The organism is Leisingera sp. JC11 (genome assembly GCF_040704725.1).
GTDB lineage: Bacteria > Pseudomonadota > Alphaproteobacteria > Rhodobacterales > Rhodobacteraceae > Leisingera.
This window is the reverse complement of the sequence record NZ_JBFCVS010000002.1, coordinates 290,567-314,034: the sequence shown is the minus strand read 5'-3', so window position 1 is coordinate 314,034 and position 23,468 is coordinate 290,567. Positions and strand designations below refer to the sequence as shown.

Annotated in this window: 24 protein-coding genes; 9 read left to right on the top strand and 15 right to left on the bottom strand. The window is 64.6% G+C overall.

Annotated elements, in window-relative coordinates; translation table 11 throughout:
* The first annotated feature begins 62 nt into the window (after positions 1-62).
* The 3 genes from AB1A62_RS03360 (at position 63) to AB1A62_RS03350 (ending at position 3,401) form a co-directional block, all read left to right on the top strand.
* Entirely contained in the window at positions 63-1,112 is a 1,050-nt protein-coding gene (locus AB1A62_RS03360; RefSeq protein WP_366659903.1) for a methyltransferase domain-containing protein, read from the top strand.
* Positions 1,113-1,400: 288 nt separating this feature from the next.
* A complete protein-coding gene (locus tag AB1A62_RS03355) occupies positions 1,401-2,507 on the top strand; it encodes an ABC transporter ATP-binding protein (protein WP_366659902.1) in 1,107 nt (368 codons plus the stop codon).
* Between the two features lie 42 nt (positions 2,508-2,549).
* Positions 2,550-3,401: a GNAT family N-acetyltransferase gene (locus AB1A62_RS03350; RefSeq protein ID WP_366659901.1), complete on the top strand. Its 852-nt coding sequence runs from the start codon at positions 2,550-2,552 to the stop codon at positions 3,399-3,401.
* Positions 3,402-3,465: 64 nt separating this feature from the next.
* Here the strand turns inward: AB1A62_RS03350 and AB1A62_RS03345 are convergent, their stop codons facing one another.
* Together AB1A62_RS03345 and AB1A62_RS03340 are read right to left on the bottom strand one after the other, a co-directional pair.
* Entirely contained in the window at positions 3,466-4,140 is a 675-nt protein-coding gene (locus AB1A62_RS03345; protein ID WP_366659900.1) for a YafY family protein, read from the bottom strand.
* 80 nt (positions 4,141-4,220) lie between these two features.
* A complete protein-coding gene (locus tag AB1A62_RS03340; RefSeq protein ID WP_366659899.1) occupies positions 4,221-4,529 on the bottom strand; it encodes a hypothetical protein in 309 nt (102 codons plus the stop codon).
* A gap of 226 nt (positions 4,530-4,755) precedes the next feature.
* On the opposite strand from AB1A62_RS03340, the gene AB1A62_RS03335 reads away from it, so the two are divergent.
* The 6 genes from AB1A62_RS03335 to AB1A62_RS03310 all read left to right on the top strand — a co-directional run bounded on the left by AB1A62_RS03335 (position 4,756) and on the right by AB1A62_RS03310 (position 10,106).
* A complete protein-coding gene (locus tag AB1A62_RS03335; protein WP_366659898.1) occupies positions 4,756-4,971 on the top strand; it encodes a twin-arginine translocase TatA/TatE family subunit in 216 nt (71 codons plus the stop codon).
* 6 nt (positions 4,972-4,977) lie between these two features.
* The gene (tatB, locus tag AB1A62_RS03330) at positions 4,978-5,454 is read left to right on the top strand and encodes a Sec-independent protein translocase protein TatB (RefSeq protein WP_366659897.1); all 477 of its coding nucleotides are present in this window, start codon (positions 4,978-4,980) and stop codon (positions 5,452-5,454) included.
* Positions 5,451-6,338, top strand: a complete 888-nt coding sequence (gene tatC, locus AB1A62_RS03325) for a twin-arginine translocase subunit TatC (protein WP_366659896.1) — start codon at positions 5,451-5,453, stop codon at positions 6,336-6,338. Before tatB ends, tatC begins: the two co-directional genes overlap by 4 nt.
* Before the next feature lie 36 nt (positions 6,339-6,374).
* Positions 6,375-6,863, top strand: a complete 489-nt coding sequence (locus tag AB1A62_RS03320; protein ID WP_366659894.1) for a hypothetical protein — start codon at positions 6,375-6,377, stop codon at positions 6,861-6,863.
* A 1,645-nt stretch (positions 6,864-8,508) separates the two neighbouring features.
* Positions 8,509-9,150, top strand: coding sequence for a hypothetical protein (locus AB1A62_RS03315; protein ID WP_366659892.1), 642 nt, complete (start codon positions 8,509-8,511; stop codon positions 9,148-9,150).
* Positions 9,151-9,263: 113 nt separating this feature from the next.
* Positions 9,264-10,106 carry an ATP-binding protein gene (locus AB1A62_RS03310; RefSeq protein ID WP_366659891.1) on the top strand — a complete coding sequence of 281 codons (843 nt, stop codon included), beginning with the start codon at positions 9,264-9,266 and terminating at the stop codon, positions 10,104-10,106.
* Positions 10,107-10,181: 75 nt separating this feature from the next.
* On the opposite strand, the gene AB1A62_RS03305 is transcribed toward AB1A62_RS03310, so the two are convergent.
* The 13 genes from AB1A62_RS03305 to radA form a co-directional block, all read right to left on the bottom strand.
* Positions 10,182-11,417 carry a peptidoglycan DD-metalloendopeptidase family protein gene (locus tag AB1A62_RS03305; RefSeq protein WP_366659889.1) on the bottom strand — a complete coding sequence of 412 codons (1,236 nt, stop codon included), beginning with the start codon at positions 11,415-11,417 and terminating at the stop codon, positions 10,182-10,184.
* Between the two features lie 102 nt (positions 11,418-11,519).
* Positions 11,520-12,167 carry a protein-L-isoaspartate(D-aspartate) O-methyltransferase gene (locus AB1A62_RS03300; protein ID WP_366659887.1) on the bottom strand — a complete coding sequence of 216 codons (648 nt, stop codon included), beginning with the start codon at positions 12,165-12,167 and terminating at the stop codon, positions 11,520-11,522.
* Positions 12,164-12,958 (bottom strand): 5'/3'-nucleotidase SurE, encoded by a 795-nt coding sequence (gene surE / locus AB1A62_RS03295; protein ID WP_366659886.1) that lies wholly within the window; start codon positions 12,956-12,958, stop codon positions 12,164-12,166. Before surE ends, AB1A62_RS03300 begins: the two co-directional genes overlap by 4 nt.
* 222 nt (positions 12,959-13,180) lie before the next feature.
* Positions 13,181-13,828, bottom strand: a complete 648-nt coding sequence (locus AB1A62_RS03290; protein WP_366659885.1) for an SDR family NAD(P)-dependent oxidoreductase — start codon at positions 13,826-13,828, stop codon at positions 13,181-13,183.
* Positions 13,829-13,964: 136 nt separating this feature from the next.
* Entirely contained in the window at positions 13,965-14,225 is a 261-nt protein-coding gene (locus tag AB1A62_RS03285; protein ID WP_366659884.1) for a hypothetical protein, read from the bottom strand.
* 164 nt (positions 14,226-14,389) lie between these two features.
* A complete protein-coding gene (locus AB1A62_RS03280) occupies positions 14,390-14,932 on the bottom strand; it encodes a DUF2199 domain-containing protein (protein ID WP_366659882.1) in 543 nt (180 codons plus the stop codon).
* Positions 14,933-15,079: 147 nt separating this feature from the next.
* Positions 15,080-16,600, bottom strand: a complete 1,521-nt coding sequence (purF, locus tag AB1A62_RS03275) for an amidophosphoribosyltransferase (RefSeq protein ID WP_366659880.1) — start codon at positions 16,598-16,600, stop codon at positions 15,080-15,082.
* A 263-nt stretch (positions 16,601-16,863) separates the two neighbouring features.
* A complete protein-coding gene (locus AB1A62_RS03270) occupies positions 16,864-17,886 on the bottom strand; it encodes a DMT family transporter (RefSeq protein ID WP_366659878.1) in 1,023 nt (340 codons plus the stop codon).
* Between the two features lie 204 nt (positions 17,887-18,090).
* Positions 18,091-18,750: a hypothetical protein gene (locus AB1A62_RS03265; RefSeq protein ID WP_366659877.1), complete on the bottom strand. Its 660-nt coding sequence runs from the start codon at positions 18,748-18,750 to the stop codon at positions 18,091-18,093.
* 3 nt (positions 18,751-18,753) lie between these two features.
* Positions 18,754-20,154: a selenium-binding protein SBP56-related protein gene (locus AB1A62_RS03260; RefSeq protein WP_366659875.1), complete on the bottom strand. Its 1,401-nt coding sequence runs from the start codon at positions 20,152-20,154 to the stop codon at positions 18,754-18,756.
* A 243-nt stretch (positions 20,155-20,397) separates the two neighbouring features.
* Complete coding sequence (locus AB1A62_RS03255) at positions 20,398-21,078, bottom strand: Hint domain-containing protein (protein WP_366660013.1); 681 nt, start codon at positions 21,076-21,078, stop codon at positions 20,398-20,400.
* Positions 21,079-21,465: 387 nt separating this feature from the next.
* Positions 21,466-22,020, bottom strand: coding sequence for a CvpA family protein (locus tag AB1A62_RS03250; protein WP_366659874.1), 555 nt, complete (start codon positions 22,018-22,020; stop codon positions 21,466-21,468).
* A gap of 42 nt (positions 22,021-22,062) precedes the next feature.
* Positions 22,063-23,424, bottom strand: coding sequence for a DNA repair protein RadA (gene radA, locus AB1A62_RS03245; protein WP_366659872.1), 1,362 nt, complete (start codon positions 23,422-23,424; stop codon positions 22,063-22,065).
* Positions 23,425-23,468 lie beyond the last annotated feature (44 nt).

Sequence of the window (23,468 nt, the reverse complement as noted above, 5' to 3'; positions counted from 1 at the left end):
ATTGCCCGGGTGCCTGGCTGCCGCTATCCCGATGGTCCGGAACCATCAGGAAAGGCGCCCCCATGAAACATGAAAACGTGCAGACCTATTACGGCGAGGTGCTGCAGGGCAGCGACGACCTCCAGACCAACGCCTGCTGCACGCCGGACGACATGCCGGATCATGTGAAGGCGGTGCTTTCGAAAATCCATGACGAGGTGCTGACCCGCTACTACGGCTGCGGCCTGATTGCTCCGGAGGCGCTGGAAGGCGCGCGCATACTCGACTTGGGCTGCGGTGCGGGCCGGGATGTCTATGCGCTGTCGGCGCTGGTGGGTGAGCATGGCAAGGTGGTGGGCGTCGATATGACACCCGCCCAGCTGGAGGTGGCGCGCCGCCATCAGGACTACCATGCTGAGGCATTCGGCTATGCCAAGTCCAACGTCGAGTTTCACCACGGCTATATCGAGACGCTGGAGGAGCTGGACCTGGAGCCGGCCTCCTTTGACATCATCGTCTCCAACTGCGTGATCAACCTGGCCACCGACAAGGGGGCGGTGCTGCGCGGCGCGCATCATCTGCTGAAGGAGGGCGGGGAGATGTATTTCTCCGACGTTTATGCTGACCGGCGGGTGCCCAAGGCGATGGCGGAGGATGAGGTGCTGTACGGTGAATGCCTGTCCGGCGCGCTTTACTGGAACGACTTCCTGACCATTGCCAAGGAGTCCGGGTTCAAGGACCCGCGGATGGTGACCTCGCGCCTCCTGACCATCGAGAACCCGGTGCTGGAGAAACGGGTGCAGCCGCTGAAGTTCCTGTCGGCCACCTACCGGCTGTTCAAATTGCCTGCGCTGGAGCCCGCCTGTGAGGATTACGGCCAGGCGGTGATCTACAAGGGCACTATCGAACACGCGCCGCATGTGTTCGCGCTGGATGATCATCACGTGATCGAGGCGGGCAAGGTGTTCCCGGTCTGCGGCAATACCTGGATGATGCTGCAGGACACCCGCCTTGCGCCGCATTTCGAGTTCATTGGAAATTTCGATACCCACTACGGGATCTTCGCGGGCTGCGGCGGCAACTCGCCCTTCAACGGGCTGGAACAGGACGGTGCCGCGCCTGGGTGCTGTTGAGGAAGGGCTTTTGGTTTTGGTCCCGTCCGGCCGAAAGGCCGGACAGCGCCCGTCCCGTCCCCCACGGGGCGGGCGCTTCGCTTCCTGCCCCGCCGGGCCGGACGCTTCGCTTCCTGCCCCGCCGGGCCGGACGCTTCGCTTCCTGCCCCGCCGGGCCGGACGCTGTCCTCATCGTTCTGCGGGGCTGCGGTTTCTGATTGCTGTATTCCTGACCGCTTGCGGCCCTGCCGCTGGGTTGCTATCCCGTCGAGACCCCAAGCGTTTTTATCGGAAACAGCCCGAGGCCCCATGAACACTGCCCCTGCCGGCATCAGCCGCACGATCGCCCCGCCGCGGCTGGAAATCCGCAATATCCGGCGCTTCTTCGAAGGGCGCTCGGTGGTCGACGATGTCTCGCTGCAGATCCAGGCGGGGCAGGTGACCTGCCTGCTTGGCCCGTCCGGCTGCGGCAAATCCACGACGCTGCGGATGATCGCCGGGGTGGAAATGCAGGACAGCGGCGAGATCTATGTCGATGGCAAGCTGATCTGCGACACCGTGTTCCGGGTGCCGCCGGAGCGGCGAGAGATCGGGCTGATGTTCCAGGATTTCGCCCTGTTCCCGCACCTGAGCGTCGCCGACAACGTCGGCTTCGGCCTGAAAGGCAGCAAGGACGAGAAACGCGCGCGGGTCGAGGAGCTTTTGAACCGGGTGTCGCTGAAGCGCTTCATCGACGGCTATCCGCACCAGCTGTCGGGCGGGGAGCAGCAGCGGGTGGCGCTGGCCCGCGCCATAGCGCCCAGGCCGCGGATCATGCTGATGGATGAGCCGTTCTCCGGCCTCGACAACCGGCTGCGCGACGGCATCCGCGACGAGACGCTGAGCCTGCTGAAGGAAGAGGACACCGCGGTTCTGCTTGTCACCCATGAGCCGGAAGAGGCGATGCGGATGGCCGATGAGATCGCGCTGATGCGCGGCGGCCGGATCGTGCAGCAGGGCGCGCCCTACAACGTCTATACCCACCCGGTGGACAAGGCCGCAGTGGCGTTTTTCAGCGACGTCAACGTGCTGAAGGCCGAGGTGAACGGCGCGCTGGCCAATACTGCCTTTGGCGAGTTCCTGGCGCCGGGTGTGGCGGACGGCACCGCGGTTGAGATCGTGTTCCGGCCGCAGCACCTGCGCATCGACTTCGACCGCGGCGGCAAGGGGCCGCTTCCGACCCCCAGCGACGGCGTTGCTGCCCGTGCGACTGTGGAGCGCGCGCGCTTCCTCGGCAGCGAGAGCCTGGTGGAATTCCGGATGGACTTCGATGGCTCTGTCCTCAAGGCCACGGTGCCCAACGTGTTCCTGCCGGAGCCCGGCCGGGTGATGTGGTTGACGGTGCGCCGCAACCGCTGTTTTGTCTTTCCTGCCTAAGCTTTAGCGGGCATTCTGCGCCTATGGAAACGGGAGGTGCAGATGCAGGGCAGCTATCAGATCAGGCCGCTGGCGGGCGCGGAAATCCAGACCGCGGTGGACTGGGCCGCGCGGGAAGGCTGGAATCCCGGTCCGCAGGATGCCGCCTGTTTTGCGAGCGTGGACCCGCAGGGCTTTTGGGGCGGGTTTCTGGACGGGCAGATGATCGCCTGCATCTCGGTGGTGAACTACGGCGAGGCGTTCTCCTTCCTCGGCTTCTACATCGTGGTGTCGGAGCATCGCGGCCAGGGTTATGGCTATGCGCTGTGGCAAAAGGCGCTGGAGCATGCCGGGAGCCGGGTTGTCGGCCTTGACGGCGTGGTGGACCAGCAAGCGAACTACCGCCGCTCGGGATTTGAACTGGCATACCGCAATATCCGTTTTGGCGGGGTGCCGTCCGGCGGGCCGGAGGCTTCTGAGGACTATGAGCTGACAGCGCTGACTGCCCCCGCGGCGGAGCTGGAGGTCTTGGACGCCCGCGTCTTTCCGGCGCCGCGCCGTGGCTTCTGGCAGCAGTGGCTGGGGGCAGAGGGGCATATCTCATTCGCTGCGCATCAGGATGGCAGGCTGAGTGGTTTCGGCACCCTGCGCCCCTGCGGCAGCGGCTGTAAGATCGGTCCGCTTGTTGCCGTGTCCCGCCCGGCGGCGGAGGCGGTGCTGGTGCGGCTGCTGAAGGAAGTGCCGGAAGGGCAGGAAGTGTTTCTGGATGTGCCGGAGCCCCATGCCGCAGCGGTGGAACTGGCGCGCGGACTGGGGCTGGAACCGGTGTTTGAGACCGCCCGGATGTACCGCGGGCCTGCGCCGCAGCTGGAGACGGATCTGATTTTCGGGGTCACCTCATTTGAGCTGGGCTAGGGGGCGCTGCCCCCGCCGCCTGCGGCGGCTCCCCCGGAGTATTTTGGCAAAGAAGTAGGGCGGTTCAGCTTCCGTAAGGATCGTAGTCCTGCAAACGCTTGCCGGGTTCATCGACGAACAGCTCGGGCAGGGCAGAGGCATCCTCGATCAGGTCGACCCGGAACACCCGGAAGGCCTCGCGGGTTTCGCACCAGGCGGTGAGGGTCCAGACCCGGCCCCAGTATTCCATATGCAACGGGCGGATTTTCCGCTCTGTCAGGGTGCCGTCGATGCGCCGGTAGCTGAGCTGGAGTTTCTGCCGGGCTTTGATCGCGGCCCGCAGCGCGGGCATGTGGGCAAGGGCACGCGCCGCATCCGAAAAAGGGTAGACCGCAAATTTCCAGGCATCGGCCTCGGCAATGGTCTGCTCCGGCAGCACCGCATCCACCTTGGCCGCCAGCGACAGGGCCGCGGCTTTCAGGTCCGGGTCGGCGGCCTCGGCCACGATCGCCATGCCGAGGTTCAGCGCCTCCAGCTCCTCCGGCGTCAGGGTCAGCGGCGGCAGGCTGATCTGCTCGCGCACCAAGTAGCCGACGCCGCGCTCCCCCTCCACCGGCACGCCGGAGGCCACCAGCGTGTCCATGTCGCGGTAGATGGTGCGGGTGGAAACCTCCAGCCGTTCGGCAATGTCCTGGGCGCGGTGCAGTTTCCCGTCGCGCAGGATCTGGATGATTTCGAAAAGGCGGTCGGTGCGGCGCATGGGCTAAGCCTTCGCGCGGGGGAGTGGGGAGGTCAAGGGCTGCGCCCGGCCTGCAGGCCTGAGGGCGCAGCCTGCGGTGCTTAGGGCGCCATGCCCCACTGCACCTCTTCATGGCGCATGCTGGCGCTGTCCGGCGCAATGGCCGCCATCACTTCCGGCGCGAAGTCCTGCTGCATGAACTCCTGCGCCACCTTCTGCGCCGTCGCCATGTCCTTCCAGACCACATAGTCGGTCCATTTGCCGTCCTCGCCCTGGCTCAGCTGGCGGGTGACAAAGCCGTCCTGGGCGCGCACGAAACCTTCGGTGCGCTGCATCAGGGCCGTGAAATCCGCGGGACTCACCCCTTCGGCCAGCTTGAAGGTCACGATCTCGGCGGCATGTTTGCTCATCACGTTTCTCCTTTGTTCGTGTGATGGGGTGGATTTACCGCCTTGCAACTGACATAAACCTGTCAGTTGGATGCGGGGCGCCAGCAAAAAACGCGGTTTCCGCCGCTTGCAGGCGCATTCTGCGCGCGGAGTTGCTTTCGCTCAAAGCCGCCCCCGCGCTAAACCCGTAGCGAATAATTCCACCGGCGCCGCCAATCCGCGCCGGATCACGTAAGGAGAGACTCTCATGCTCAACAACATCGGCCTGCCTGGCCTTCTGCTCATCGCTGTCGTGGTTCTGGTCCTGTTCGGCCGCGGCAAGATTTCCTCGCTGATGGGCGAGGTCGGCAAGGGCATCACCTCGTTCAAGAAGGGCATCAACGAAGGCAGCAAGGAGCTGGAGCAGGACGCTGCCGAAGCGGCCAAGGACGTGACCCCCGAGGCCGAGAAAGACAAGGCGTAAGCGCGGATGTTCGATCTTGGGTGGACCGAACTGCTGGTCATCGGCGTTGTCGCGCTGATCGTCGTCGGCCCCAAGGACCTGCCGGTGCTGTTCCGTAACATCGGGCGCTTCGTCGGCAAGGCCAAGGGGATGGCGCGCGAGTTCAGCCGTGCGATGCATGACGCGGCGGATGAGGCCGGGGTCAATGAGGTCGCCAAGGGCCTGAAGGCTGCAACCAATCCCGTCGGCACTGCCATGGACGGGGTCAAGCAGGCGGCGCAGGAAATGGCGTCGTCGATCGACCCGACCAAATACGACCCCAGCAGCGAGACCGGCAAACTGGCGGCTGAGCGCGCCGAGGATGCCAAGAGGATCCAGGCGTCGACAGCGCGCGCCGCTGCCGAGCGCAAGGCGCGCGAGGCCGAGGAGGCGCTGGCCAAGGCGGAAGCGGCTGAGGCGGCGCTGAAGCCTGCGGCGCCGAAGGAAGAAGAGGCCAAATCATGAGCAAGACGGATGAGATCGACGACTCAACCGCGCCGCTGATCGAGCATCTGGCCGAACTGCGCAACCGGCTGATCCATTCGGTTGCGGCTTTCATCGTCGGCATGGTGATCTGTTTCACCGTGGCGACGCCGGTGTTCAACTTCCTCACCGCGCCGCTGTGCCAGGTGCTGGCCGAGGGCGGCCAGGACTGCGCGCTGATCTTCATCAGCCCGCAGGAGGGTTTCTTTGTCGCGATCAAGATCTCTTTCCTGGGCGGCTTCATCCTGGCGTTTCCCTATATCGGCTTCCAGATGTGGCGCTTCGTGGCGCCGGGTCTGTATAAATCCGAGAAGGGGGCGTTCCTGCCCTTCCTGATCGCGTCGCCCTTCATGTTCCTCTTGGGCGCCAGCTTTGCCTTCTACGTCGTGACCCCGCTGGCCTATGATTTCTTCCTGGGCTTCCAGCAGTTCGGCTCCGGCGGCGAGGCGGTGGTCGGCGAGCAGGTCAATCAGGGGCTCAGCGTGGTGTTCCAGGGCTCTGCCCAGGAGTATCTGAACCTGACGATCAAGTTCATCGTGGCCTTCGGCCTGTGCTTCCAGCTGCCGGTTCTGCTGACGCTGATGGGCAAGGCCGGGCTGGTGAGCGCCGAAGGTCTGGGCTCGGTCCGCAAATACGCGGTGGTGGCGATCCTGGTGCTGGCCGCACTGGTGACGCCGCCGGATGTGATCACCCAGATCATCCTGTTCGTTGTAGTCTACGGGCTTTACGAGATCTCGATCTTCCTGGTCGGCCGGGTGGAAGCCAAGCGCGAGGCGAAGCTGCGCGCGGAGGGCTACTATGACGACGAGGAGATGGAGGCGCATCCGGATGATCCGGTGACTGCCGAGGACGGCAAAGGCAAATAGGCCTGCGACGGTATGAAAAGGAAAGGCGCGCCAGGGATGGCGCGCCTTTTTTACTGTCTGCGGCAAGAGAGCTGGTCCGCTTTGAATCCAGACTACCAGCTGCTGCGCCTGGTCTCTGCGATGTCGATGCGCAGGAAGTGTGCTGTGCTCCATCCTGCAGGGAATGCTGGATTGCCGCTAAACGCCGAGCCGAACGCTGCGGCGGGGGTTCTGCTTTTCACCTTCTCGCGCATCGCGCAGCATTTCCGAAGGATGAATTACCGCAAATCGGGACGAACCTGCTGTCCGAACGAGCAGCCGCACGGCAAACTTTGCAATTCGGCATCGTTTGCCTGGTGCAGAGAAAGTCATTTAGAACCGTGCTCTTCGGAAGGCGGCCTCAACCAGCTTTTGGCGCAAAACATGCGCGTACACGTCGATGGCATCCTCCTGCGCGGCGTCGGTGTCATTGAAAAAGTAGTCGCGCAGAATGTCGCGTTTCCTCTTCCGGGCATAGGGATTTCTGACGCGATCATACGCCCTTGAGCTTTCCTCCGGCGGTGACGTAAACCGGGACACGGCCGGTCGTCCAGTGGACGCCTGAACAATTGCAATGCCTTCGCTGCAGGCGAACTTCAACAGCTGCCGTTCAGTTGGAAAATCACTCTTTACGATCAAAACATACATCACATTACATTCCCTTTTCCGGGTATTGCCTTGGCGCCTGGCGCATTTGCTTCCGTATCCAAAACCCGCCAATTGCTGTAGGCGTAGGAAGCTAAGGCCGGAGAAACGCGTATTTCATTTCCAGATACCTGATCGCTCTGCCCCAGGTTTCTTGAGAGGCCGCGCTTTCCATTTCGTATTTAGGCTTCCGCCTGAGGGCCGCCGGGTCAAAGAGCAGGCAGATAAACTTCAGATCCGAGCTCATGCGTCCTGGGGTAGCTGTTTAGCTTGGACTCCTTCACTGTAATACTGCGCTCGATAATAACGCCGCAGATCGCGGCCTTGACGCAATTGGGTGCGGCGCACCTTATGGTTTAGTCTATCTTGTTAATAAGTCTTAAAGAGGGAGTTGCGGTTGTAGTTATTTACGATTCTTTATTGAGTTGGGGCTCTGATGCTGGCTGGGCTGGCGGCGGAACGCGGCGGAAAGAAGTATCTCAGAACCGGCGCCGCCTGATTGAAGACCCGCCGGGCAGCGGCCGCGGCGGGCGCAAACAAACAAAGGCGCAGACGCCTGCTGGCCGGCCCGAGGGCGGCGCGAAGCCGCTAAAAGCGGTGTGATTGCAAAGGGATCATGTTCCGCAGGCACGAGGAGCGCCGGTACCTTGCGGCCCGTTACGGCGGATGTCTAAAGCCTCCTTTCAGCAGTCAGTCGCGCCGCAACCATTATCTTTTTTACCCGTGCGGCCCGGGCCTGAGAATTATATTTGAGTTTTTATGAGCGCTTAATGAAGCGTAAGGGGTTTCTTAACTAAATACCCTCAGAAGGAGAGGTAAGACTTGTTCCTTCAATAATCTCTCATAATCAGGAACTCAGTGGGCACCCTTTCCCTGGGGTGCCCATTCTCACAATTTGAATTCCGAGATCCACGGATCAATCTGGAATTCCATTTGCTGCCGATCTTATGCGGAAAAGCCTTTCAGCGGATGAATGGCGCAGAAATGCAGCAAGAGCATTGGTTAGGCTGAAACAGAAACAAGAATTCGGCGTTCAGTAAATGTAGGCCGAAGGTTTTTCCGGCTTGCGCGCAGCCAGCCATTTCTAGTGGGGCGCTTCCCTCATATTCTGGCACTCACGTAAAGCTCACAATTTTTTAAGATGTTTCGTGCAGTATCGACATGAAATTCAACCGTGTGGGCGGGAAGAGCGGCCCGTGTTGTATAACAAGTGCTGGTTTATCCCTCGGGCCGCTCGAAAAGCCTCCTGACCCCGGGCGATACGCGCTCATTTCGTGTCCGCTTCTGGCTGCCCGCCGTCCTTGCCGCCGGCTGCGGGAGCGGCGGTTTTGTCCCGCTGAGCGGACCTTCAGGGTTTTCTGCACATTCCTTTGGCCTCGCGTGGACGCACAGCCGAACCATCGCGCAGCCGGCCCCCAACAATCTTTCGTGAAACCCCGCCGCCGGCGTATCTTTACTCCGCCCCTTGCGGCATCCTGCGGCCAGTCCTGGAAATAGGGAGGTTTCCATGAACAAGTTTCTGGCTGTCCTGACCTGCACCGCGGCCTGCGCGCTGGCGTCTGCTTCCGTGGCCGATGACCCGCCGATGGGGTTCTTTGTCACGTCCGTTGGCCTTGGCGACGGCGGCAATCTGGGCGGCTTGGAAGGGGCGGACGCCCATTGCGCCAGCCTGGCAGAGGCGGCAGGCTCCACCGGGCGGACTTGGCGCGCCTATCTCAGCACCCAGGAGGAGGGCAAGCGCGGCATCTCCGCCCGCTCGCGGATCGGCACCGGCCCCTGGTACAACGCCAACGGCGAGCTGATCGCGGTGGATCTGGACCAGCTGCACATCATGCCCAACCTGTATCTGCGGACGGCGGTGGATGAGAACGGCAACCGCATCAAGGGCCGTGGCGATAATCCGAATGAGCATGACATCCTGACCGGCACCCAGGCCGACGGCACCGCCTATTTCCCCTGGCAGGAGGGCGACAAGACCTGCTCGAACTGGACTTCCAACGGCGCGGGCTCTGCCACGGTCGGCCACCATGACCGCCACGGCGGCGGCAACACGTCGTGGAATGCCGCCCATGACTCCCGCGGCTGCAGCGCCGAGGACCTGCGCACAACCGGCGGCAACGGCTATTTCTACTGCTTCGCGGCGGATTGAGGCGAACGCAGTTGCAAGTGGCCGCCGGGCAGTTTTGCGCCGTCCACAGTGCCTCTTGCCGTACGCCCCTGAACGTGCTTTGAAATCCGGCAACTGACGGACGGAGGCACCCCATGGACCAGATCGCATTGACCCGCATTGCCGAGGCGCTGGAGCGGATGTCTCCGGCACCGCTGGAAACCCCGGATTTCGACGCCGCCTCCGCCTTTGTCTGGCATGTGGGGCCGGAGCGGCTGGAGCCGGTGGAGGCGGTGAACCGGGTCGATCTGGACCTGCTGGTCGGCATCAACCGCTCCCGCGATACGCTGCTGGAGAACACCCGCCGGTTTGCGCAAGGGTTCGCCGCCAACAATGCGCTGCTGTGGGGCGCGCGGGGGATGGGAAAATCCAGCCTGGTGAAGGCCGTGCACGGGGCGCTGGCAGAGGATCACCCGCAGCTGAAGCTGGTGGAGCTGCAGCGCGAGGATCTGCCGTCGGTGGCGCGGCTTCTGAACCACCTGCGCGGCTCGGAACACAGGTTCATTCTGTTCTGCGACGACCTGTCGTTCAGCCATGACGACCAGCACTACAAGAGCCTCAAGGCGGTGCTGGACGGCGGCATCGAGGGGCGGCCGGAGAACGTGGTGTTCTATGCCACCTCCAACCGCCGCCACCTGATGCCGCGGGACATGATCGAGAACGAGCGCTCCAGCGCCATCAACCCGTCGGAGGCGGTGGAGGAGAAGGTCTCGCTGTCTGACCGTTTCGGCCTGTGGCTGGGCTTCCACCCCTGTGATCAGGACGAATACCTGGCGATGATCGAGGGCTATTGCGCGGCGTACGGTGTCAAAGCGGCAGCCGAAGAGCTGCGCGCCGAGGCAATCGAATGGCAGGCGACCCGCGGCGCACGCTCCGGCCGGGTGGCCTGGCAGTTCTTCACCGATCTGGCCGGGCGCCACGGGGTGGCGCTGCGCTGAGTCAGCGCAAACCTTGAAACGGAAAAGCCCGGCCGATCAGCCGGGCTTTTCCTTGTTGACAGTCTGTTGCCGCCGTCAGTTCAGATAGGTCAGCGGGTCGATGCTCTCGAACCCGTCGCGCACCTCGAAATGCACATAGGCGTCGTCGCCCTCGCGCAGCGAGGCGATGCGCTGGCCGCGGACCACGCTGTCGCCCTTCTTGACGGTGATGTTGCCGACGTTCTGGTAGACCGTCAGCAGCTTCTGGCTGTGGCGGATCACCACGATCGGCACATTGTTGGAATCCTTGGTGATCGCCGCCACGGTGCCCGCTTCGGCAGCATTGACCGGCGCGCCGGGGGCGGCGGCGATGTCGATGCCGTCATTGCGGCCCTTGGAGTAGGTCTTGATGATCTTGCCCTGCACCGGATAGGCCATCGCCGCGCTGCTGGAGCGGGTCGGTTCCGGCAGTTCCGGTTTGGGCAGGGTTTCCGCTGCGGGTTTGACCGCGGCCGGCTCGACCTTCTCCTCCGGCAGCGGCTTGCTGGCGCTGGGCGGCACCGGGGTTTCGGAGCCGGCGCCCGGCTCAGTCACCACCACGGGGGCAGCGGCGGCGGCAGGCGTCACTTCGGCAGCGGGCTGTTCCTTCAGCGGGATCAGCAGGTACTGGCCCTCGCGCACTGCAAAATCGCTGCCCAGCCCGTTCCATTCGGCCAGCGATTTCACCGGCACCTGATAGAGCCGCGAAATGGTGTAGGCGGTTTCGCCGCGCTTCACCTTGTGGCGCACCGGCTCCGGGCCGGCCTGCACCTTGGCGGGCTGCGGCTGGGGCGCGGGCTGGATTTCGGTTGTGGTCACCGAGCCTGCGTTGGGGGAGGTCAGCGGAGCCGTGTCGATCGCCTGTCCTGCCAGGGTGGCGATATCGACAGAGCCGGGGGCGGCGCTGCCGGGCTGGCTGGCGGGGGCGCGGCGCGGCAGCGCCAGAACCTCGCCCTGGCGCATCTTGTCGCCGGTCTGCATGCCATTGAAGCGGGCGACCTCGTCGGCCGGCAGGCCGATGCGGGCGGCCACATCAGCCACCGTGTCGCCGCGCTGGGCCACCGCCACCTGGTAGGACGGGTAGGAGATCAGCCCGCGGGCATCCGGGGCCGGGCGGTTCGCAGTGGCGGATTGCGCCGCGCTCGCGGTGTTGAAGGCGCCGATCTGGCCGCGCAGGTCATAGTCCAGCGGGCTCTGGCAGGCCGCCAGCACCCCGGCCAGCGGCAGCAGGGCCAGCAGCCGGGCGCGCGGCAGGCCGCGGAACACGGTCCGGGCAGGGGGGATCCGGGTCATTTCGCTCTCCTCAAAACACGCATCCCCTTTTTCGCGGGGATTCTCTCGCGTCAATCACTATAGCCGATGCCTTTTGAGGCTCGGCTGATTTCCGCCGCCAGTTTACGTGTCTTTCCCCAGGCCCTCAAGCAGCGGAACAAAGCGCACCGGGCGCAATTCGTCGTACTCCAGCCCGTCCCCGGTCTTGCGCACCCGGATCAGGGTCTGGACGTGGTCAGACTGGCCCACCGGTAGCACCATGATGCCGCCCGTCTTGAGCTGCGCCAGAAGCGGTCCGGGTGGGTCCTCGGCGGCGGCGGTCACGATGATGCGGTCAAAGGGCGCCTGTTCGCTCAGGCCATGGCTGCCGTCGCCCACCAGCGAGGTCACATTGGCAAGCTGCAGCTGCTCGAACACCGCCCGCGCCTCGCGCACCAGCCGGGCGTGGCGGTCGATGGTATAGACCCGGCGCGCCAGTTTCGACAGGATCGCCGCCTGATAGCCGGAGCCGGTGCCGACCTCCAGAACCGTGTCGCGGGGGCTGATCTGCAGTGCCTGGGTCATCATGCCCACCACGGAGGGCTGCGAGATGGTCTGGCCGCAGGCTATCGGCAGCGGCACGTCCTCATAGGCGCGTTCCGCGAAGATTCCGCGCACGAACAGCCCGCGGTCGATCTGTTCGATCGCCTCCAGCACCTTCTGGTCGGTCACCCCGCGCGAGCGCACGGAGTAGACGAATTGCATCTTGGTTTGCGCGTCGGGGCCGCTCATGCGCCGTGGCCCTCGATCGCCTTCAGCGCATCCATCGCGTCCCGCGCGGTCAGATCGGCGCGCATCGGGGTGACCGAGATGTAGCCGTCGAGGTTCACCGCCGCGTCGGAGCCGGGCGTGGCCTCCACATGCTGGTTGCCGCCGCGGATCCACAGGTAGCGCCGCCCGGTGGGCGACAGCTGCTCCTCAGCCGAGAAATGGCTGCCGCGGCGGAAGCCCTGGGCGGCCACCCTTGTGCCCTTCACATCCGCGGCCGGCACCGGCGGGAAATTGATGTTGTAAAACAGCCGGTAATCCTGCTGCTCCTGCGGCTGGGCCGCCAGGATCTTCTTCACCAGCGCGGCGCCATGCACAGCGGAGGCTTCGAACGGATTGTCCGTCTCGCGGTTGGCGGGGCCATAATACTGCGACAGCGCCATCGCCGGGATGCCCTGCAGCGCCGCCTCCATCGCGCCGCCCAGAGTGCCGGAATAGAGCGCGTTTTCGGCCGAGTTGTTGCCGCGGTTCACCCCCGACAGCACCAGATCAGGCTTCTGATCGTGCATTGCCACATGGATGCCCGCCAGCACGCAGTCGGCGGGCGAGCCCTCGGCGGCAAAGCGGCGCTCGCTCAGCTGGCTCAGCATGGTGGGGCGGGTGTAGCTGATGCAATGGGCGACGCCGGACTGCTCGAACGCAGGCGCCACGGTCCAGACCTCGCCATCGGGGCCTGCCACCTCATGGGCGATGGATTCGAGGATGGTGAGCCCTTCGGCGCTGATGCCGTCGTCATTGGTGATCAGAATGCGCATGGGGTGCCTGCCGTCTTCAACCGGGTTTTCGATTGAATAGGACCTGTACCTGAAGGGGGCAAGGTTTTCGCGGACGGGAGCGGCATCCGCGGCAAAGCGGGGCAGGGAGGCAACAGGCAGGGCCGCCGGGGCGCTCCCGCGCCTGTGGCCTGCATCAAAGATGCCGCCCAAAGCCTTGGGCCGGGCGCCGCGCGGATGCGCGGCGCGGGCAATTGCAAGATGTCAGTCTGCCAGGATCTGCGGCAGCAGGCGCATGGCCTCGTCCTGGATCGGGGTCAGCGCATCGCGGTCCTCGCCCGGGTGGAAGCGGGCGCGCAGGGCGGTGGCCATCGGTTTCGGCTGCAGGATCTTCACCTTCGGGCCGGTGCGCTCTGTCTCGGCCTGCCAGCTGCGGGCCAGCGCCATCTGCGCCGCCTTGGTGGCGCCGTAGGTGCCATAGAACTTCTCGCCCGCCCTGGGGTCGTCAAAGAACACCGCCCGCCCCGACTGGCCCAGCAGGGGGGCCACATAGGGGATCAGCACCGAGGTGGCGGTGGCATTGATCGCCACGGCCTTGGTCCAGTCCTTGGGCGCAACCGACGGCGCCGGGCACAGCGCGGTCGCGTGGATCGCGGTGTGCAGCCACAGGTCCAGCTTGCCCCAGCGGTCATGGATGCCGCGGCAGAGCGTCGCCATCGCCTCCGGCACGGTGATGTCCATCGGCGCCAGGGTGGCAGAGCCGCCTGCCGCCTTGATGCGGTCGTCCAGCTCTTCCAGCGCGCCGGTGGTGCGGGCGACGGCAACGATGTGGTGGGTGGGCGCGAGCGCCTCGGCCAGGGCGTTGCCCAGGCCGCGCGATGCACCGGTGATAAGAGCGATTTTGTCTGTCATGGCCGCCTTCTTGGGCCGCCTGCGCGGGCAGGTCAAGGGGCGGCGGACAGGGCGCGCGCCCGCGCATGAGTTTTCTGAAAACTCTTGCCGGATTTTCTCACCAATAATATGCGCCGCCGCGGCGGCGCAGGGCGGGTCAGCTGCCAGGCATCGCCAGGCGCTTGGTCTCGCCGCGCTGGTTCAGCACCAGGCCGTGAGCGTCGATCGCGACAACCTGGCCCTGCGACAGCTTGGTGCCGCGCTTGACCTCACGGGTGCGGCCCGAGGGCAGGCGGATCAGCGCGCTCATGCTGTCCTCCGGCCCGTAGACGCCCAGCAGGCTCAGGTTGCTGCGGTTCACCGCGTTGGTCTGGGTTGCCAGTCCCGCCACCTTGGCGGAGGTCTGCTCGTTCGCCATTCTTGTCCGTCCCTCGTGGATTTGGAAGGTATCTGGCGAGCCGCCGCGGGCGCTTCAAGAGGTCAAAACGGGCCTCGGCGGAAAGCCGCAGGAGGATGGGTGGAGAACTGCTGATGACCGCGCGTCAGCCTGCCAGTGCCGGGCCTCTGATCAGGCCTCAGTTCTCAGGCGTCATAGACCAGAGACGGCAGGTCGTGGCCATAGGCATAGAGCAGCTCCAGCAGCTCCTCCAGCGCGGCCCCGTCCTTTTGCAGCGGATAGAGCGGATGGTTCTGCTCGGTGACCTTCAGTTCCGGATACTGGCCGCCGGGGCGCATCTCCAGCATGCAGCCCGCAGGCATCGGCATGTCCGGCGGGATCGCATTGGCCAGCCAGGCCGGCCGGTCGCCCAGCTTGTCGGTCTCGCGCATCTCGAACAGGTCGAGATAGGCGTCGAAGTCGTCGCGGCTGAGGCTGGCCCAGGTGCCCAGGATGAACTCCTCGCCGCGGGTGCCGTTCAATGGAATTGCCAGCACCGCCCGGACAAAACGCAGATCGCCGAGGCGGCAGAAATCCTCTGTCAGGATGTCGCCGCGGGTGGCCAGAACGGCAGAGTTGTCCTCCACCTCCATGTCCTCGGAACAGATGTCGGGCCGGTCGCAGCTGAGGCTGAGCAATTGCGCGAAAGTAGCGCCGCAGCAGCGGCACTGGCGCGGGGAGGTCAGCATGCGGGCAAGATGCGCGTCCAAGGGGCGGCCTTTCGTCAGGAGCATAGGAAAAGGCGCGGGCCGTCACGGCCAGCGCCTCCCCATGCAAAGTTCCGGGCCCTCATAGACGCATGCGGGCCAAAGTTCAAACCCCTGTTGGGGTGGGGCTCAGCCGGTGGCCAGCTTGGAAGCGTTCCAGGAGGCGCCGGGTGCGGGCATGTCCTTGATCTTGGCGCTGACACGGCTGCTGCCTTCCAGCGCGTCCAGATACTCTTCGGTGACGCCGGTGATGTAGTTCCCGTCAAAGCAGGAGCAGTCAAAGCCCTGGATGTCCGGGTTGCCTTCCTGCGCGGCCCAGATCAGGTCCTCGAGCTTCTGGTAGAACAGCGCGTCGGCGCCCAGCTCCTCGCGGATTTCCTCGATGGACAGGCCGTTTGCGATCAGCTCATGCTTGGTCGGCATGTCGATGCCATAGACGTTCGGGTACACCACCGGCGGCGAGGCAGAGGCGATATAGACCTTCTTGGCGCCGGCCTCGCGGCACATCTGCACGATCTTCTTGATGGTGTTGCCGCGCACGATGGAATCGTCGATCAGCAGCACGTTGCGGTCCTTGAACTCCAGCGGGATCGCGTTCAGCTTGCGGCGCACCGATTTCTGCCGCTCCGCCTGGCCCGGCATGATGAAGGTGCGGCCGACGTAGCGGTTCTTCACCAGACCCTCGCGGTAGCGGATGCCGGTGGAGTTGGCGACTTCCAGCGCCACGGGGCGGGCCGAATCAGGCACCGGGATGATGCTGTCGATCTCCAGGCCCGATTCCTGGATCTGCTTGGCCAGCGCCTGGCCCATGCGCAGCTGGGTCTTGTAGACCGAGACGCCGTCCATCATCGAGTCGGGACGCGCCAGGTAGACATATTCAAAGATGCAGGGGGTCAGCTTGCCCTCAACCGCCTGGAAGGTATGCAGGTTGCCGTCCAGGTCGATCAGCACCGCCTCGCCGGCCTTCACGTCGCGGACCTTCTCGAACCCGTTGATGCCGAACGCCACGTCCTCGGACGCAATGCAGTAGTCATCGCCGTCGCCCTGCGCCGGGCGCTTGCCCAGCGACAGCGGCCGGATGCCGTGCGGGTCGCGGAAGGCCAGCATGCCGACACCGGCGATCATGCACAGCACCGAATAGGCGCCCTGCACCCGCTCCATGGTCATCTTCACACCGGCAAAGATGTTGCGGATCGGCTCGGCGTTGCCATTGACCTTGATCGCATCGGCGACCTTGTCGGCCAGAACGTTCAGCAGGATTTCGGAATCGGAGGTGGTGCGCAGATGGCGGCTGTATTTGCCGGTCACTTTCTCGCGCTGCTCGGCGGTGTTGGTGATATTGCCGTTGTGGACCAGGTAGATGCCGTAGGGCGCGTTCACAAAGAACGGCTGCGCCTCAGCGGCGCTGAGGGAGCCCGCGGTGGGGTAGCGCACATGGCCCATGCCGACGCGGCCGGTCAGGGTTTCCGCATCCGACGGGCCGAACACATCCTTGACCAGGCCGTTGGCCTTGCGCTCGCGGAAGAACTCGCCGGTGTAGGTTACGATACCCGAAGCGTCCTGGCCGCGGTGCTGCAGCATCAGAAGCCCGTCATATATCTCCGCAAAGACTTCCGTGTCCCGGCTTGCGATCCCCAAAATCCCGCACATTGGCTGGCTCCAATCCCGATTAGGCTTTGCTGTTCGATGGCTGATGGAAGCGGTGCTGGCGGCAGTCTAGCGCATTTTTCCGTGCCTGCGCCAATCCGGCCGCGCCAAAGGTCCCTGCCGGCAAAGCGTCCGGAGCCTGATGGCCGGTTGCGGTCCTGCGGCCCGGCGCTGGCTGCGTCAGGTCAGGTCCACAAGGGCAGGCGGGCAGCGTCTGCAGCAGCGGCAAGGCGGTGTGGCTCCGAATCCGTTTCCTGTTCGCGCCCTCACATAGAGGCTTTCGCCTCCGCTGTCATCAAAGGATCACAATTCCCTTCTGCGCTGCGGCGGAAGGCAGCGGCCCGGCGGGCTGCGCGGCGCTTGACGACTTCGCGGTGCAGGATGAACAAGCCGCTTCCGGCAATCAGCGCGCTGCCGGTGATGGTGGTGCTGCCGGGGATGTCGCCCCAGAACAGCCAGCCCCACAGAACCGCCACTGGAAGGGAACTGTACTCGAACGGCGCAATGCTGTTGGCGGGCCCCAGCCGGTAGGCCTGGCTGATGCAATAGAAGCCGGCGGCGGCGATCAGGCCCACGGCCACGATCAGCGCGGTCTGCGGCAGGTCCGGCACGCTCCAGGCACGGAACATGTACTGGGCGCTGGGATGGTCGAACCGGTCCAGCCAGCCGCTGCCGAACATCAGCCCCATGGCGCCGCTCAGCGCCACAAAGGTCAGCATCGAATAAAAGGTCATCCGCAGGGCGCTTTCGGTCGGCCCCAGCAGCCGCGCCAGCAGGCTCTGCGCGCTGTAGGCGCAGGCCGAGACGATGGCGAGGATCATTGCAGGCTCGATGCCGCCCGCGCCCGGCTGGGCGACAAACACCACGCCGAGGAAACCGGCGCAGATCGCCAGCCAGCTGCGCCAGCCGGCCTGCTCGCCCAACAGCGGGACTGAGAACATCACCACGAACAGCGGCGCGGTGTAGTAAAGCGGCATGGCGTCCGCCAGCGGCAGCACCGCCAGCGCCATGGAAAAGGTCGAGAAGCAGACGAACCCGGCGGCGCCGCGCAGGCAGGACAGGAACAGCCTGCGGGTTGCAAAGGCGCTGCGCCCTCCGCTCAGGTACAGGCCCAGGCTGACCGGAATCAGCGTTACCAGCCCGCGCAGAAAGATCACCTCCTGCACTGCCATCTGGCTGCTGAACACCTTCATGATGACATCCTGAAGCGAGAAGACCGTCAGTCCCAGGACCAGCAGAAGGATCCCTGTCAGGGTGGTGTCATCGCCGTCGCGGCTGCTGCTGTCCAAATTGCGCTTCCTGTGCCCCGGGGGCGTTGCGGTGGTGCACGCCTTGCGGTTCGGAAGGGTAGAGCGAATTCCCGGCCTCTGGCGGCCGGGCAGCGACCTGGACTGTTCTGGAACCGGCCAGGCCGGGGGGCGCGCTTTGATCTGCCCGGGGCTGCGCCGCAGGCAGGGGCGTCTTGAAACATGCGGGCGGTTAAAGGCGCCCCGTCAATGCAGCGTCAGCAGCGACACCGCGCCAACCAGGACCAGGCTCAGCGCCCAGACCGCATCGAGGTTGAACCAGCCCTTGGACAGGAACTTCAGCCCCAGCCAGTGATAGATGCCAAACGCCATGGCTCCGCCTGCCAGCGTCATCGCCAGCGTATGCGCCAGGGCGACCAGCGCGGCGATGCCCGCATTGCCCGCCATCAGCGTCCCGGCGGCGGCGTGGCCCGCGTCGGTCTCAACCGTGGCGCAAATGCCGAGGTAGATCGGCACCAGCATCAGTCCGGCGCCATGCGCCATCGCCGCCAGGAAAGACCACAGCGCCAGCCGCGACGGCGGAACCCGCGCCAGCATGCGCGGGTGGCGGCGGTTCCAAAGCAGGTAAAGCCCCAGCGCGATCACCAGGCAGGCGGCGCCGGTCTGGATCTCGCGCTGCCACGCCACCAGCACCATCAGCGCCGAGAACGGGAACAGAACCGCCGCCATTGCCAGCAGATGCCCCGCCGCCAGCGCGGCCAGCGCCCGCCACAGGCTGCCCTGCGAGCGCTCCATCAGCGCGGCGGATACCGCCAGCGGCCAGCCCATGCCGGGGTTCACACCATGATAGACACCGGAAAGGGCCACGGCCCCCCACAGGGCCGCCGCCGTGCTGATCTCTGCCACGCGTCAGACGGAGGGGTAGCAGAAGCTGTCAGTGGAGCAGTCGCCGCCCTCCAGCCGGATCTGGTGGCTGCGGTAGCCCTTGGGAAACTCGACATAGAAATCCTTGTCCAGCTCCAGCCCGCCGTTTTCACCCGCGTTGGCCATCACCATCTGGCCGCCTTCGGCATCGGGGTAGAACTGGTCGTCCCAGGTGGAATAAAGCGAGTTGGTCCAGTAGACCCGCTTGCCGTCGCGGCTGATCTCCACCATCTGCGGGCCATAGGCAAAACCCTTGCCGTTCGGATGCTTGGCATTCCGCGCAATGCCGCCGACCTCGACCTTGCCGGTCAGCTTGGGGTTCATCGGGTCGGAGACATCATACTGATGCATCTCGCCCATCCCCCAGCACGCGACGTAGAGGTACTTGTCATCCATGCTCAGGTCGATGTCGGTGACCAGCGGCGGCACCGCCTCGAACCCCTGCAAGAGCGGCGGAAGGTTTTCCGGCTTCTCGGGCCGCGGGTCGATGGTGATGGTCTTCTTGGCATCAAAGGTGCCGTCGTCCTTCTGCCACCAGGTGAAGATCGACCCTTGCAGGTTGGTGGTGTCCACCACCACGCCGCAGAAGCCGTAATCGCGCGACGGATCATGCGCGGGCCGGATCTCCAGCGCCATCTGGTGGTTCTCGCCCAGGTCGATGGTCTGCACGTTCTTGCGCTGGCGCAGGTTCCAGAAGTGGATCGAATGGCCGTATTTGTTGCTCAGCAGGTCCTCCGGCACGATGCCGTTCTCGAACTGCGGCGGCAGCGCCCATTCGGAGCTGACCATGTAGTCGCGCGGCAGGTTCCACCAGAAATCATAGTGCTTGTCCTGCTTGCCGCGGTCCATCTCATAGCGGCCCAGGATCTCGAAGGTTTCGCAGTCCATGATGAAGATGCCCGGCGGCCCGTCGGTGCCGTCCGCGCCACCGCCGCCCAGGGTGGAGACATAGATGCCCTCCGGGCCGCAGTGGATGGTGTGCGGGCGAGAGTAGCCGGTCTTGGCAAAAACCTCCTCCGGCTCGATGATCTTGTGGATCTTCGCCTTCAGCGGCTCCTTCACGTCCACCACATAGATCCGGCTGGAACGGATACCGGGGATTATCAGATAGCGCCGTTCCAGGAACGCATGGCCCGACAGCGGCGACAGGGAGGAGGAACAGGCGTTCCAGCCGAAGTGATGAAACTCATCGCCCTTGTTGGGCATGATCAGCTGATGCACGATCTCGCCGTATGTGTCCGACTGCGGGTCGACATCGACCACCGCCAGCCCGTCGGGCTGCGAGAAATCAGGGCTCAGCATCAGGGTGAAGGCCAGCTTTTCCGCCGGGGCCTCCATGGCAAGCTTGGGTGTCGCGTGAAATGTTGGGTCGGGCCGCAAGTTCATCGTCAAATCCTCCCTATGTACCGGGCGCCGGTTGCTCTGCGGTGCCTCCGCGCCTTCCGGAATGCTGGCATACATGGATTATCCGGGCAACTTTTTCCGGTAATGCCCCTGCGTGCGGAACGCTTGTTCCGGCTCTGCCGCGCCTGGCGGGGGCAACGGCCCTGCCTGCCTGCGGCCGTTGCCAAAAGAATAGGCCCGCACAAAGGCGGGCCCGAGGGGGGAGGAATGTCTTGGGGGCTGGGATCAGGCTGCCAGGATACGGTCCAGCAGGTTGTCCAGCGGGCTGGGCAGGCGGGCGTCAACCTCGCCCATACCGGTCTGCGACAGCGCGCGGCCTTCGTCGCTGGCCAGCACCTGGCGGGTTTCGGTCAGCGACAGCTGGTGAAAGGCGGAGTCCCCGGCGGTGTCCCCAGCGGGCAGCAGCATGCCGCTTTCGGCCCAGACCAGCTCTTCTTCTTCGAACTCGAAATGGATGCGGCCCAGGCGTTCCGGCGCGGCTGCGGTAATACCCTTGTAGCCGACCAGGGCGATCAGCTTGGCGACGACAACCGGCAGGCCGAACAGGCGTTCCGCGGTGTCCATCTCCAGCGCCACTTTCTGGTCGGAGGGCAGCATCAGGTCGGTGTCGTTCCCCAGCGCGCCGGCCGGGATGTGCATCAGGGTGGTCAGGCGCGGCACCGCGTGCTTCACCGCTTTCACTTCCTGGGCACCGCCGTCAAAGGTGAACACCATGTCGCCGGGTTTCACGTCGCGGGCCTGCTTGAAGCCCTCTTCGGTCTCCACCAGCGTATCGGGCAGGAAGCCGCCGCTGCGGATGCGGGCGCGTTTCGGCGCCGGCTTCACGGACTGCGGCAGGGGATTGGTCAGCAGCAGCACATCAACCGGCAGGTAGTCGGCGAAATCTGTGGTGTGATCCAGCTGCATTTTCATGTCCCTTCTGAGCGTCTTCGTCCCGGCGTCTTGCCGTTGAAGCCATGTGGCCCCCGAATTGGGACCAAATTGGGGCAGGCTTGCGTCGCATTTCGGGATGGCGCGATTTTTTGGGGACAAAACCTGCTTTTTCCTGGGGATTGTTAACCTTTTTACGGTGCTGGCTGAGGATTTGTTAAGGTTTGACGCAATTTTTGAGACGCCCCGAAGTGCCCCTCGAATCCCGATTCTCTTTGGTTAACAAAGCGTTAATGTAAATTTGCGGTGTTAACCGCCGCACCCCGCATCCTGTGGATAACTGTGTGAACGCATTGAATTCAAAGCAAAACGGGCGCCCGTAGGGCGCCCGCATTTCTGCCTGATGGTGGTAATCCTTAGGAATTACTGGCCGCAGGCGCCGATCAGAGCCTCGTATTGCTCCGTCACCCAGCCCAGGGCCTGCTCCGGATTGCGCTCCTCGATCTTGCCGGTCAGGCGCTCGAACACCTCGGCAGAGCGGCTTTCGTCAACGATTGTGAAGCTCTGCCCGGTCATCACCACATCATAGAGGAAGAAGGCAATTGCGATCAGAAGAATGCCGCGCAGCACCCCGAAGAAGAAGCCCGCACCCTGATCCAGGCCGCCAAGCGCCGAGCGCTGCACCAGGGTGGAGAACAACGGCGTGAAGAAGGAGACCACAATCAGCGCCAGCGCGAACACCGCGGCAAAGGCGGCGATGATCGACAGTTCACAGCTGTCGGCGATGAAGTCGCCCACTACCGGAATTTCCGCCATCAGCGGCTCGGCCTGGGGCGCAAAGATGAAGGCCAGCACACCCGCGGCGATCCAGCCGGCAATCGCCATCGCCTCGCGCACGAACCCGCGCGAATAGGCAAGCAGCGCCGATACCACGATGACCAGGGCCACGACCCCGTCGATGATTGTGAAACCTTCCATGTCCCTCGCCCGTTTGCCTGCGATCTCAAATTTTTTGCGACTTTAACCGGCCCCGAAGAAATCGCCAACAAAACCTGCCAGATCGCCTGACTTTCGCAAGTTCAAGCCGTTCACGGACACGGTTTTACTGCCGCCAGGGGCAATCGCCGCCGTGAAACCAAGTTTTTGCGCCTCTTTCAACCTGTTTTCGGTCTGCGGCGCCGGGCGAAGGGCGCCGGATAGCGAAATTTCTCCGAAAACCACCGTATCGGCGGGCAAAGCCACATCTTCCCGCGCACTCAGCAGCGCTGCCGCCACCGCGAGGTCGGCGGCGGGTTCGGAAATCTTCATGCCGCCCGCGACGTTCAGATAGACATCCAATCCGGCAAAGGGGATGCCGCAGCGCGCCTCCAGTACCGCCAGGATCATCGCCAGCCGCGATGAATCCCAGCCGACCACTGCGCGGCGCGGCTGCGAATGCGGCGAGGGCGCAATCAGCGCCTGCATCTCCACCAGAACCGGCCTAGTGCCTTCGATCCCCGCAAACACCACCGAGCCGGGCGAGGGCTCGCCGCGTTCCGACAGGAACAGGGCAGAGGGGTTGATCACCTCGCTGAGGCCGCTGCCGGTCATTTCGAACACACCGATCTCATCCGCCGGGCCAAAGCGGTTCTTGACCGCGCGCAGGATGCGGAACTGGTGGCCGCGCTCCCCCTCGAAATACAGAACCGTGTCGACCATATGCTCGACCACCCGCGGGCCTGCGATCTGGCCCTCCTTGGTGACGTGGCCGACCATGATCACCGAAATCCCGTGCCGCTTGGCGAATGTGGTCAGCTCATGCGCCGCCGCCCGCACCTGGCTGACGGAGCCGGGGGCACTGTCCACATGATCGGCCCACATGGTCTGGATCGAGTCGATGATCGCCAGCTGCGGCTTCTCCGCCTCCAGTGTGGTCAGGATGTCGCGCAGGTTGGTCTCCGCCGCCAGCTGCACCGGCGCATCCGCCAGCCCCAGCCGCTGCGCCCGCATCCGCACCTGGGCCGAGGCTTCCTCGCCGCTCACATAAACCGTCTTCACGCCCGACTGGGCAAAGCGCGCCGCCGCCTGCAAGAGCAGGGTGGATTTGCCGATGCCGGGATCGCCGCCCACCAGAATGGCCGAGGCGGCGACCAGCCCGCCGCCCAGCACCCGGTCCAGCTCGCCCACGCCGCAGCAGGCGCGCGGCGGCGGGGTTTCTCGCGCCGACAGATCGGTCAGCTGGATTGTGCGGCCGCGCTTGACGCCCAGCGACTTCTTGGCGGGGCCGGAGGACAGCCCCTGATCCTCGGTGATGGTGTTCCACTCGCCGCAGCCCTCGCAGCGGCCCGACCATTTGGAAAAGCTGGCTCCGCAGGCGGAGCAGGAGAAAGTTGTTTTTGCCATGCTGGATCAGTGGCAGATGTTTCCCTTTTGTTCAAGGGGGGCTG